General features: G+C 44.8%; 12 protein-coding genes. 9 read left to right on the plus strand and 3 right to left on the minus strand.

What is annotated here, in order from left to right:
• The 4 genes from HMPREF3179_RS01870 to HMPREF3179_RS01885 form a co-directional block, all read left to right on the plus strand.
• A partial coding sequence (locus tag HMPREF3179_RS01870; RefSeq protein ID WP_141743416.1) for an integrase core domain-containing protein occupies positions 1-148 on the plus strand: 148 nt, incomplete at its 5' end.
• Between the two features lie 145 nt (positions 149-293).
• Positions 294-590, plus strand: coding sequence for a hypothetical protein (locus HMPREF3179_RS01875; protein ID WP_070469458.1), 297 nt, complete (start codon positions 294-296; stop codon positions 588-590).
• A 72-nt stretch (positions 591-662) separates the two neighbouring features.
• On the plus strand, positions 663-869 hold the full coding sequence (locus HMPREF3179_RS01880; RefSeq protein WP_070469460.1) for a hypothetical protein: 207 nt from the start codon (positions 663-665) through the stop codon (positions 867-869).
• 84 nt (positions 870-953) lie between these two features.
• Positions 954-1,268, plus strand: coding sequence for a DUF4298 domain-containing protein (locus HMPREF3179_RS01885; RefSeq protein WP_018027288.1), 315 nt, complete (start codon positions 954-956; stop codon positions 1,266-1,268).
• A 152-nt stretch (positions 1,269-1,420) separates the two neighbouring features.
• On the opposite strand, the gene HMPREF3179_RS01890 is transcribed toward HMPREF3179_RS01885, so the two are convergent.
• The 3 genes from HMPREF3179_RS01890 to gabT form a co-directional block, all read right to left on the minus strand.
• The gene (locus tag HMPREF3179_RS01890) at positions 1,421-2,119 is read right to left on the minus strand and encodes a nitroreductase (RefSeq protein WP_083290671.1); all 699 of its coding nucleotides are present in this window, start codon (positions 2,117-2,119) and stop codon (positions 1,421-1,423) included.
• Positions 2,120-2,192: 73 nt separating this feature from the next.
• Complete coding sequence (locus HMPREF3179_RS01895) at positions 2,193-3,257, minus strand: extracellular catalytic domain type 1 short-chain-length polyhydroxyalkanoate depolymerase (RefSeq protein WP_070469462.1); 1,065 nt, start codon at positions 3,255-3,257, stop codon at positions 2,193-2,195.
• 167 nt (positions 3,258-3,424) lie between these two features.
• Positions 3,425-4,696 (minus strand): 4-aminobutyrate--2-oxoglutarate transaminase, encoded by a 1,272-nt coding sequence (gabT, locus tag HMPREF3179_RS01900; RefSeq protein WP_036560664.1) that lies wholly within the window; start codon positions 4,694-4,696, stop codon positions 3,425-3,427.
• Between the two features lie 172 nt (positions 4,697-4,868).
• On the opposite strand from gabT, the gene HMPREF3179_RS01905 reads away from it, so the two are divergent.
• From HMPREF3179_RS01905 to HMPREF3179_RS01925, 5 genes are all read left to right on the plus strand, one after another.
• Complete coding sequence (locus tag HMPREF3179_RS01905) at positions 4,869-6,356, plus strand: MocR-like pyridoxine biosynthesis transcription factor PdxR (protein ID WP_070469464.1); 1,488 nt, start codon at positions 4,869-4,871, stop codon at positions 6,354-6,356.
• 159 nt (positions 6,357-6,515) lie between these two features.
• Positions 6,516-7,970: an NADP-dependent succinate-semialdehyde dehydrogenase gene (gene gabD, locus HMPREF3179_RS01910; protein ID WP_036560669.1), complete on the plus strand. Its 1,455-nt coding sequence runs from the start codon at positions 6,516-6,518 to the stop codon at positions 7,968-7,970.
• 316 nt (positions 7,971-8,286) lie between these two features.
• Positions 8,287-9,285, plus strand: coding sequence for a TRAP transporter substrate-binding protein DctP (gene dctP, locus HMPREF3179_RS01915; RefSeq protein ID WP_048766808.1), 999 nt, complete (start codon positions 8,287-8,289; stop codon positions 9,283-9,285).
• Between the two features lie 79 nt (positions 9,286-9,364).
• Positions 9,365-9,913: a TRAP transporter small permease subunit gene (locus HMPREF3179_RS01920; RefSeq protein WP_018027295.1), complete on the plus strand. Its 549-nt coding sequence runs from the start codon at positions 9,365-9,367 to the stop codon at positions 9,911-9,913.
• Positions 9,900-11,240 (plus strand): TRAP transporter large permease, encoded by a 1,341-nt coding sequence (locus HMPREF3179_RS01925; protein WP_246824330.1) that lies wholly within the window; start codon positions 9,900-9,902, stop codon positions 11,238-11,240. Before HMPREF3179_RS01920 ends, HMPREF3179_RS01925 begins: the two co-directional genes overlap by 14 nt.
• Positions 11,241-11,526 lie beyond the last annotated feature (286 nt).

An 11,526-nucleotide genomic window follows, 5' to 3' on the forward strand; every position in this document is an offset into this window, starting at 1 on the left:
AACTGTCAGGGAGGAGCTTTTAAATATGTATATCTTTGACTCATTGGAGCAAGCTGAGTTGCTAGTCATCCAATGGCAATGGCAGTATAAAAACGTACGGCCTAACATGGCTATAGGAGGTGTACCCCCGCGACTTAAAGCGGCTTAAAATCCATATCATTCCACTAAAAGATGTTCCTAAAAATGGGGGCATACACTTTATTGTTATAGTTATAACTACATTATTAACGGATTATGTAGGAAAACATTCATTACTTCATAATTGAAGGATTTGTAGGGGTAAGGAGAAAGACATGGAAGAAACCAAAAAGAAGAAGAGTAGATTAACTAGAGAAGATAGAAAGATGATTCTATTTATGTTTTGGGGGATTCCACTGGGGTATATTGTCGCTTCTCTTGTTGTCGTGTTACTTATGTATATATCACAACTTATGTACCCCGGTGACCCATTAGAAATATTATTGTGGGAGAATGAGCTTCTAGGGATAACAGTAGAAGAATTTATTCCTATTCCTTTTATATTAGCGTATGTATATATTGTAGGAAAGTATTGGTCTATTCGTTTTCTTAAGGGTGGGGAAAATGAATAAGTTCATTATTGAGCCTGTAAATAATTTTGTGTAACTTTCTTTAATCCGATATCCATCATAGGAGTATTTCACATGGAAAGTTACATGACTAAAGACGACGACATCATTCAATCGTTAATCAAGCAATTAGCCTTAAAGCCGAGCGATGGCGATAGCATTGAAGCACTCTGCAGACAAATTGTTGCCTTAACCCCGTATTACCACCGCAGCTTAAATCAGTTTAGTATAGCGTATTGTCGTAGGGATAAAAAGCTAAGTGATATCCTCTCTGTATCGTAACGGCATCATGAGCGCAATATCTAAACCCATAGGCGGAGATGACGTTGTTGGCGCAGATAGACAATTAATTAAAGGTCATACAGCATGAGTGAAAGTAAAGAAAAAAGTTTAGAGCAATTACGTAAGATATTTAGCGAGATGGACGCTCGCACGGTTCAAGCGGAACAAGATGTTAAAGAAATGCAGGCGTTTATTGAGCGCTTTGCGGCGATAGAAGAAAATCGCAAGCAGCTTGAAGCGTATTATTTCGGCGATTGGATGAAGGATGTTGCGGCCTATGAGGCTTTGGGGCTTGAGGAGGGGTTTTACAGCATCTGTGAGGATCCGATTTGGAACGCAACGGGCTGCTTACAATCAGAGAGAATCAGGCTTTTAAAGCTGTTAGCCGACTCGCTCTAGCGCAGCTAATGCAGACCTAATCTGCTGTGGCTCCCTCATCATTAAGTGACCGCCTTTTTAAGCTTTACAAAAGACCGCGCCAGTGCTGGCATAGTCCGCCCTGTCAATGACTGAGGTCCTCCCCGCGTAAGGGGCGGAGGAGGACATCAAACTTATTCATCCCAATGAAAGGTGGTGAATTCATCTACCTCAATACGTGGCGTTCTGAAGGTGTTGACGATGTGATTTTTATCTTCGTAGCCAATCGAAATGGCGCAAACGATCTTCAGATTCTCAGGATAGTTTAAATGCTTATGTACGATACTAGGGTAATGCATCAAAGCACCTTGTGGGCAGGTGCTTAGTCCGAGTGATTTTGCCGCAAGTAAAATATTCTGTATAAAGGTACCGGTATCAATCCAGCTACCTAATTCCATTTCTTTATCAATTAAGATAAAGAGGGCGACGGGGGCGCCAAAGAAGTTAAAGTTTTGCACTTGCTGCGCTTTCATTGCGGCTAAGTCGCCTTTTTGAATGCCTAAGGTACCATAGAGTCCCCAACCGTTTTCGCGGCGACGCGTAAGATACGGCTCACTCAAGCGTCTAGGATAGTATTTATATTCAGCTTCTTCACGGTGCTTGTTATTAAAGGCTTGCATCATGTCCGCAGCCAGTGCCTCACGTTTTGCACCGCTAACGACTTGTACATGCCAAGGCTGAATGTTACTGCCGCTAGGGGCTGAACTGGCCGCTTTGAGGATAGTCTTGATATCGTCCTGTGAAACGGGATCAGCTAAAAATTGACGCACGCTTTTGCGTTCGACCATGGTTTTTAAAACAGGGTTTAACTCCAATTCAGTCATTTTGTTCATAAGGTATTGTCTGTTGCATTGTGAATGTTGACAGCACTATAACATATCGTTTAACGATAGTTTGAGCAGACAATCAAAGATATCGTTTAAAAAACTGCCAGATTAATTGACTTGCATGGGGCCCATGCTGGGAGTTAAAGGGGAGTCGATGATCGCCTCCAGCCCACGCATGGTCCAGGTGTTTAATGCGAATTAACTCGATGATTCGCTTGCGTCCATCGTAATAAAGCGATTGATTATATTCTTTTGTTGTCCCTTGAAAAAACTCAGTGCTTTTAGCAAGACTGTTCATTGGTAGCTGATTAAAGTGAAGCAACTGTTTAACTAGCTCAGTGGCATGACGTGGATGAACGATCTTATCCTTTTCCCCCTGCAGGATGATGGTCGGCAGTTGTAACTTTTGGGGTGGTGCAAAGCCATCCATAGCCGCTGCTAAGATGCTATCAGAAACTACCTGCGGATCGCGCATGGTGCTAACCGCACTCTGCGCATCATAAGCGAGACCTAGCACGGGGCCGCTGTGCATGGCTAAGCCAGCGAATTGCGAAGGAAAGTTTGACGCCAATATGCCAGCCATTGCGGCGCCAGCAGATAAGCCAACCACAAATACTTTGTTAGGGTTAAGGCGATGCATCATAATGGTGCTTTGAATGATACTCATGATGCTATGGGCTTCAGCCATGCCCTGATGATGCTTGTCCGTGTCGTACCAATGCCAACAGTTAGTGAGATGGTAGCGACGGCTTTGCTGGGGATAAAGCACCACAAAACCATTGCGTTGAGCCACCACGTTCATTTGTGAGCCTTGAGCAAATAAAGCGCTGTCTTGTTGGCAACCATGCAACATGACCACTAAAGGCATGCCCTCAGTGCTTGGATGGCGGACGCTTGCTGAGGGTTCAAAAATATAGTAATCAAGCTGTGGCACTAGGGTTACCTTAGAAAAGGCTGGCGCAATAAAGCGATGCTTTTTCCAGATGCCACGTCCTTGAGGATCAGGTCGTGTTAATAACACATTCATTGCCTTGAGTTGCTCCGGCAATTTCCTTTTTACCTGTTTTGTCAGTTGCTGTTGGAGTTTGAGTAGTTGTTTAGTGGTTTTAATAATGGGCTTTTTCAAGCGCGTGCGTTTTGCCATTGTGAGTAACCAGTGAATAGGGCTTAGGTCGAGTCAGTGCTTAAATCACTTTTAGCATAACAAGACAATCACGTTGATGACAAGCGAATACCACTGTAGCAAGCGTTGCCATAAAAAAACGGGATGATGTTCATATCATCCCGTGGTTACACTCAGGTGGTCTAGCCCTACTGATTAGCTAACAAGGCATCACGTAAAATGCCTAGCGCCTCATCAAATAGCTCCTCACCAATGGTGAGTGGGAATAAGAAGCGAATGACATTGGCATCTGGTCCGCAGCTAAGTAAAATCAAGCCCTTAGCCAGTGCATCTTGTTGTACCTTTTTGACAAAATCACTTTGTGGGGCACCGGTTTTAGGGCAACGGAATTCAACCGCAACCATAGCACCTAGACCGCGCACATCGGAGATAACAGGCACCTCAGCGCGTAGCTCATTAAGCATGGCTTGGAGTTTATCACCTAATTTGCTGCCTTTTTCTAATAGATTTTCCTCTTGCATCACCTCAATGACTGCAAGCGCTGAAGCTGTGGCCAAGGGGTGACCAGCATAGGTGCCGCCAAGCCCACCAGGTAGTGGTGCATCTAGGATGTCTGAACGACCGCAGATGCCAGATAACGGCATGCCGCCAGCCAGACTTTTTGCCATGGTGGTGATATCGGCTGCCACCCCATAATGCTCCATCGCAAATAGCTTGCCAGTGCGGCCAAAACCAGTTTGAACCTCGTCTGCAATGAGTAAAATGCCATGTTCATCGCATAGTTCACGTAAGAAGGTCATGAACTCTGGTGGGCATACGTTAAATCCACCTTCACCTTGAACAGGTTCAATAATAATCGCCGCTACTTGTTGTGGATCCACGCTGACGGCAAGTAATGATTTGAGTTGACGCTTGGCATCATCCAGGCTGACACCTTGTTGCTCATTCGGGAATGGTGAATGGTAAACATTAGGCGCTAAAGGACCAAAGCCTTTTTTGTAAGGGTTTACTTTGGCGGTTAAGGTGATGCCTAAAAGCGTACGACCATGGAATGCATGGTTAAAAGAAATAATATGAGGGCGCTGGGTCGCATAACGCGCAATTTTAATTGCGTTTTCAACGGCTTCTACCCCGGTGGTAAAGAAAGCGGTTTTTTTAGGAAAATCACCCGGTACGAGGGCGTTAATTTTTTCCGCTAATTCAACATAGGACTCGTAGGGTACGACTTGATACGCAGTGTGAATGAAACGAGCTAATTGCTCTTCAATCGCCGCCACTAAACGTGGGTGACGATGCCCGGTATTACATACCGCAATACCGCTAGCAAAATCGATGTAACGCTTGCCTTCAATATCCCAAATTTCAGCGTTTTCTGCGCGATCAGCATAAAACTCACACATCACACCGACACCACGTGGTGTGGCAGCGTTTTTGCGTTCAACTAAGGTTGCGTTTTTCATTCAAAATGTCTCCTCACAAAGTTATATCTATCAAGTGTTGAATGACGCTGTGTTTTGTCGCATCGGGAGCTGACCAAAACAATCCATGTAATTTTCTTAGCTTATCCTTAATTTGGTACCATGCAAAGAGCCATTTATGCAAAAATAAGTGGAGCCACTTAGGGAGGGAAGAATGCATATTGATGCATTACAAGAGCATATTTTGCAGCGCTTGGAGCGCGATGGTGAGATACCGTTAGCGCGCCAGATTTACATTATATTAAGTGATTTAATTTTAAGTGGTGAACTCAGTGCCGGAGTGAAGTTGCCCGCCAGTCGTAGTTTAGCAACAGATTGTGGTGTCTCCAGAAATACCATTATGTTTGCCTATGAGCAATTACTCGCAGAGGGCTATGTGATTTCGCAGACCGGCAGTGGTACTTTTGTTTCTGATACGGTGCCAGTGGCGGATTGGTCGCAGGAGGAGTCAGCGCTCAAAGAGAAATCGCCAATGACTGAGCATCAACCCTATTTATCCAAGCGTGGTTTTGAGCTGGTGAGTTCAGCCCAGGCTTCAGCCGAGCAATGGCAGCCATTTGTTTCAGGTGTGCCAGATATTTCTTTGTTTCCCAAGGATATTTGGCTACGTTTATTGCGTAAGCATTGGCAACAAGCAACACCAGCGATGCTTAGTTATGCGCATGGGGCAGGTTATTTGCCACTACGTCAAGCCTTAATCGAGCGCTTGCGCTTGGCCCGTTCGGTTAATGGCACGGCTGAGCAGGTATTGATGATTTCTGGCTTGCACAATGCCATTAGTTTAATTGCCCATTTGCTGATTGACCCGGGTATGACCGTTTGGATGGAAAATCCAGGTTACTGGGGGGCCGCCACCGTGCTGAAAATGGCAGGCGCTAATATTGTCCCCATCGCCATTGACGAAGAGGGTTTAGCACCCACGCCTGAGCAGATAGCGCAACCCCCTAAACTTATTTTTGTGACGCCATCACATCAATATCCACTCGGACATGTGATGAGCTTAGCCCGACGTCGCATGTTGTTAGACTATGCCAATGCGCATGATGCATGGATTATCGAGGATGATTACGATAGTGAATTCCGTTTTGCCGGTTTACCTATTGCTTCATTACAAGGTTTAGACTCCTATCAAAAAGTGATTTATTTGGGTACCTTTTCTAAAACCCTATTCCCCGGTATGCGCTTAGGTTATATGGTATTGCCAGAAAATTTAGTGGATTATTTTGCCATTGGTTTGTCGGAAAAATATCGCGATGGCCGCTTGCTTGAACAAGCTGTATTAGCGGATTTTATGGTTGAGGGGCATTATGCTGCACATGTGAGAAGGTCGCGTTTACGCTATGCCAAACGTTCCGTATTATTGCGTGAGGCTATTAATGAGCAGTTAGGGCCGGATTGGGTTTCCTCAAATGTTGAAGCCGGATTGCATTTGGTGATACATCTACCAGCGGGTACGGATGATGTGGCCATTGCGCGAGCGGCAAAAGCGGCAGGTATTATGGTCAGACCGTTGAGTAGGTATTATCTGGGTGAGCCGTCTAGGGCGGGTGTGTTGTTGGGTTATGCCAACGTTGCCGATGAGCTGATTAAACCGAGATTCGCACAATTAGCGAGAATTATCCGCAGTGAATTAAGGACTTAGGCGATTCGAAATTCATAAATTCGCTGTAAAAGCATTGCAAAAGATAAATGGCTTAGATAATATGCCTTAAAGTCGCTTTATTAGGGTGCCATTTGCAATTGCTGCTTTGCTTGGCAACAATGACAAGGAAATATGCGCATTATTTTTTAGGAGGAGTGTATGCAGGACTTATCACGTAAGGATTTATTTAAACAACAGGCTTATATTGATGGGCAGTGGGTGGATGCAGACAGTGGTGAGACACTGGAAGTGACTAACCCAGCCACGGGAGAGGTGTTAGGTACCGTGCCTAAGATGGGCCAGGCTGAAACCCGCCGCGCCATTGAAGCGGCCGAGCGAGCGCAAAAGCAATGGCGTGCTAAAAGTGCTAAAGAGCGTGCGCTTGTATTACGCAAATGGTTTGATCTGGTGATGCAGCATCAGGATGATTTGGCACGTATCATGACGCTTGAGCAGGGTAAGCCATTAGCCGAAGCAAAGGGTGAGATTGCTTATGGTGCCGCCTATCTTGAGTGGTATGCGGAAGAGGGTAAGCGCGCTTATGGGGATATTATCCCGGGTCCAGCGTCGGATCGCCGTATTGTCGTGACCAAAGAGCCGGTGGGAGTGTGCGCCGCCATCACGCCTTGGAACTTCCCGTCCTCAATGATTACTCGCAAGGTCGGTGCCGCCCTAGGTGCAGGGTGTTCGATGGTGATAAAACCGGCCGCCCAAACCCCTTACTCGGCCTTCGCATTGTGCGTATTAGCAGAGGAAGCTGGCGTGCCAGCAGGTCTCGTGTCGGTGGTGACTGGTTCAGCATCAGAAATCGGTAAAGAAATGACGGCCAACCCCATTGTGCGTAAATTTAGCTTTACGGGCTCCACTGAAATTGGTCGTTTATTGATGTCACAGTGCTCCGATCAGATCAAGAAGGTCTCATTAGAACTGGGCGGTAACGCACCATTTATCGTATTTGATGACGCTGATTTAGATGCGGCGGTTGAGGGGGCGTTGATTTCTAAATACCGCAATGCGGGACAAACATGTGTTTGTGCAAACCGCATTTATGTTCAGGATGATATTTATGATGCCTTTGTCGAAAAATTTGTTGCTGCCGTCAACAAAATTAAGGTAGGTGCTGGTACTGAGGCCAATGTAACGCAGGGACCATTGATTGACAAAGCTGCTGTGTCTAAGGTGCAAGAGCATATTGACGATGCTGTCAGCAAGGGCGCTAAGGTTGCCGCTGGCGGTAAGCAGCATGATTTAGGTGGTTTATTCTTTGAGCCTACTGTGTTAACCGAAGTGACCTCGTCGATGAAAGTTGCTAAGGAGGAAACCTTTGGTCCTTTAGCCCCATTATTCCGCTTCAAAACCGAAGAGGATGTGGTGCAAATGGCGAATGACACCGAATACGGTTTAGCGGCGTATTTTTATAGCCGTGACTTAGGTCGCGTGTGGCGCGTTGCAGAGGCTTTGGAATATGGCATGGTAGCCATCAACACAGGTATTCTTTCTAATGAAGCGGCGCCTTTTGGTGGCATTAAGCAATCAGGCCTTGGTCGCGAAGGCGCTAAATACGGTTTGGATGATTACTTAGAAACGAAATACATGCTAATGGGTGGCATTTAATCCTAAGCAGGTGTTTGTATTTAAAGTAAGCGATTAGCGTTAATCCTAAGCCCGTCATGTAGATGTTTTTCTATCTGACGGGTTTTTTATTTGAGCTGAATCAAGGAGATTGCTGAGCAGATACAGGGATAATCCCTAAATAAGAGCTTTTATGATTGCTAAGCTATTGAATATATTAGATGTATTTAAATTGGCTCTATAAAATATAGGCAAAGTGGCACTGTTCAGTAGTGCCACTTATTCATAAAATAAATTTCATTAATAAAAACTACAAATTGTTAACTTATAAACATCCTAACTAGTTAAGGAGACAAAGATGAAATTAAGTCGTTTCTTTAAAACGGTACTAGCGGCGACGGCATTTTCTTTAGTAGCTACCGCTGCCCATGCAGACAATTTGCGTTTGCGTTTTCACACTTTCTTTGGTTCGGAAATGGATACAGCCGCTAAGCGCATGCAGGATACACTTCGAGAAAAAAGTGATAACAAAATTCGTATGCAATACTTCCGTGGCGGTGAATTGGTGTCCAGTGACCAGTTTGTAGAAGCAGTAGGCCGCGGCACCATTGATATTGCCTATGGGGTTGGTAGTTATTGGCCAGGCCAAGTCGACGTTGGCAATATTGAAGCGGGGCTACCTGGCGCCTGGACTAGCGTAGAAGAAGCGCGCGAGGTGTTTAAAAAATTAGATCCGATTATTGCTGAAGCCTATGAAGAGAAAGGAGTCGTTCTGATTGGCCGTGGTTATGGTAGTGATTATGAATTGCTAACCAAAGAACCGGTCAAATCCCTAGAGGATCTTAAGAAAATGAAGATCCGTTCGACTGGTCAAATGGCTCGATTACTAAAAGAGTTTGATGTACCTACTGTCTTTTTACCCGCTGAGGAATTGTATGTGGGTTTATCCACCGGCGTGATCGATGGTGTTTTATACGGCGGTCCACTTGAGTATGAGCAGCTAAAGCTTAACGAAGTGGCTAAAAACTATACCTCACTCAATTTACTGAACCCTGGCTGGATTGAAACCATCATCATCAATAAAAAAGTCTGGGATAAGATGAATGATGAACAAAAAACGCTTGTCAAAGAGGCCGTTAACCAATACGCCGAAGATATTCATGCGTGGTTAGATAGTGGTAATAAAAAGCTTATGGAAGAGGCGAAGCTATTTAATTTTGCGACGATTAATGATGAGGATACCCGTAAATTAGCTACGGCAGCTGAAAAAATCTGGCAAGAGGAAGCCGCTAAGTCTGAGCGTAACGCCAAACTCATCGACATTTTGATGGAAAATAAAAAAGCACAAGGTCGTTAGTTGTTAGCAAGGGGTGGGTATTAGCAATATCAACCCCTTTGTTGTCTCTGTTAATTCTTAAGATAAGTTGGTCTTTCTGATGATTGAAAAGTATCTACGCTTGCAAGACGGCCTTTCTGAGTGGGTTGGACGTGTGATTGCATGGTTTGCTTTGGTGCTAATTCTGACCTTAATCTATGAGGTGGTGTCGCGTTATTTTTTTAATGCGCCGACCATTTGGAGTCATGAATTATCAACCATGATTTTTGGTGCTTTTGCTATCTTGTCTGGTAGTTATACCTTAAAGCATTTAGGGCATGTGCGCAGTGATGTGGTGTATTTATTACTGCCTGCTAGATTACAGCGTTTTTGTGACATTCTAGTGTATTCAATTGGGCTATTTATTTTAGCTGTTTTCCTAGTGCACTCCATTGATTTTGCACTCAAGTCGTGGGAGGCGAGGGAGGTGTCTGCGCGTAGCATCTGGCAGCCTCCGCTCTACTACATTAAATCGGTAATTCCAATTGCTGTGTTGTTATTGATGCTGCAGAGCTTAGCCGAGTTAGTGCGAGCTGTGCTTTTATTTTTGAATATTTCCTTTACTGATCCACGTCATTCAGTGTCTGTGAGTGGGGATGATGATGTTTGATTTTTTGCTTGATCCGAGTCCGCTGGCCGTCACGGTCATCATGTTTTCATCCATGCTGTTGATGATGGTCATTGGTGCGCCATTGGCCTGGGCGCTAATGGTTTCAGGCATGTTGAGTGCGTATCTGATGTTCGGCACCGGTGGTTTGGAATTGTTGCTAGCTGCGGCTTACTCAACCATGGATAATTTCATCCTTATCTCTTTGCCGTTATTTATTTTGATGGGGTTGATTTTAGAGCGTTCAGGTATTACCGATGATTTGTTCGATATGATGTACAAATTGATGGGCTTTATACCTGGCGGCTTAGGTGTGGGGACAGTCTTTATTTGTGCCATTATTGCGGCAATGGCTGGTGTTTCTGGCGCAGCTACGGTCAGTTTAGGCCTAATTGCTTTACCAGCGATGCTTAAGCGCGGTTATGAGAAGAAGATAGTGATGGGAACCATCATGGCAGGTGGCGCCTTAGGCTTTTTAATTCCGCCTAGTCTGTTAATGATTGTCTACGCTTTCTTATCCCGTGATTCCGTTGGTAAGCTATTTGTTGCTGGCATTGTGCCAGGACTTTTACTAGCCGGCATCTATATTGCGTATATCTTGATTCGCTCGTGGTTGAATCCACAAATGGGTCCAGCAGTCCCTCGTGATGAGCGGGTATCAATGGGTGATAAGTTTAAGGCCTTGCGCCATATGCTATTGCCTGTGCTGTTGGTGCTTACCGTTTTAGGCTGTATTATTTTTGGTGTGACTTCACCCTCAGAAGCCTCGGCAATTGGCGCTGGTGGCGCCTTGGTGGTGGCGGCTGTGCGTGGTCGTCTTAATCGAAACGTACTGATCGATGTCTTGATGAGCACGACTAAATTAACCGGTATGTTAATTTGGATTGCGATTGCGGCGGTTTTCTTTAGTCGCGTTTATATTGGCTTAGGTGCTGGTATGTTGGTAAGTGATTTTATTCACGATAGCAATATTTCACCTAAAATGATTATCGCGATGATGCTGCTTAGCTTCTTTGTGCTAGGGATGTTTTTAGATGATTTTGCCATTGCCTTTATCACCGTGCCTATTTTTGTGCCGATTGTCAGTGAGCTAGGCTTTGATACGATTTGGTTTGCGATTTTATTTGTCTTGAGTATGCAGACTGCCTATCTGACGCCACCTTTTGGTTATAACTTATTTTATATGCGCTCAGTGGCACCAAAACATATCACCATATACGATATTTACAAAGCGGCCATTCCATTTATTTTATTGCAAACACTTGGTCTAATTATTGTGTTCTTTTTCCCAGAGATTGCATTGTGGTTACCAAATAAGTTATTTAATTAATCGCTGTTTGTTGCTTTGCAAAGTCCCTGGTATGAGGAGGGTGACATCCTTTGCTGGGGACGTTTTAATAGCGTTGATAAGGCGGGTGTGGGTAAATGGTATTGAGGTTGTTCCGGCCATTATCAATAAATTAGCGCCTAGTGACCCTAAGCGCTTGCTTCAAGGGGAGGAGATATCTATTTATCAACATAATATCGTGGGTATTCTGAATTATCTAATATGTGATCAAGAATATCGATGAGTTCTTGACCTGGTGCGCGACAAGCCCCGCCGTTCAGGGCGGGGA

The sequence above is a fragment of the Oligella sp. HMSC09E12 genome (assembly GCF_001808505.1).
Lineage (GTDB): Bacteria > Pseudomonadota > Gammaproteobacteria > Burkholderiales > Burkholderiaceae_B > Oligella > Oligella urethralis.

Coding starts and splice junctions, on each gene's coding strand:
- HMPREF3179_RS01905 (WP_070469464.1), top strand. CDS start 4,869: ATGCATATTGATGCATTACAAGAGCATATTTTGCAGCGCTTGGAGCGC.
- HMPREF3179_RS01880 (WP_070469460.1), top strand. CDS start 663: ATGGAAAGTTACATGACTAAAGACGACGACATCATTCAATCGTTAATC.
- HMPREF3179_RS01890 (WP_083290671.1), bottom strand. CDS start 2,119: ATGAACAAAATGACTGAATTGGAGTTAAACCCTGTTTTAAAAACCATG.
- HMPREF3179_RS01875 (WP_070469458.1), top strand. CDS start 294: ATGGAAGAAACCAAAAAGAAGAAGAGTAGATTAACTAGAGAAGATAGA.
- HMPREF3179_RS01920 (WP_018027295.1), top strand. CDS start 9,365: ATGATTGAAAAGTATCTACGCTTGCAAGACGGCCTTTCTGAGTGGGTT.
- gabT (WP_036560664.1), bottom strand. CDS start 4,696: ATGAAAAACGCAACCTTAGTTGAACGCAAAAACGCTGCCACACCACGT.
- gabD (WP_036560669.1), top strand. CDS start 6,516: ATGCAGGACTTATCACGTAAGGATTTATTTAAACAACAGGCTTATATT.
- HMPREF3179_RS01925 (WP_246824330.1), top strand. CDS start 9,900: ATGATGATGTTTGATTTTTTGCTTGATCCGAGTCCGCTGGCCGTCACG.
- HMPREF3179_RS01885 (WP_018027288.1), top strand. CDS start 954: ATGAGTGAAAGTAAAGAAAAAAGTTTAGAGCAATTACGTAAGATATTT.
- HMPREF3179_RS01895 (WP_070469462.1), bottom strand. CDS start 3,257: ATGGCAAAACGCACGCGCTTGAAAAAGCCCATTATTAAAACCACTAAA.
- dctP (WP_048766808.1), top strand. CDS start 8,287: ATGAAATTAAGTCGTTTCTTTAAAACGGTACTAGCGGCGACGGCATTT.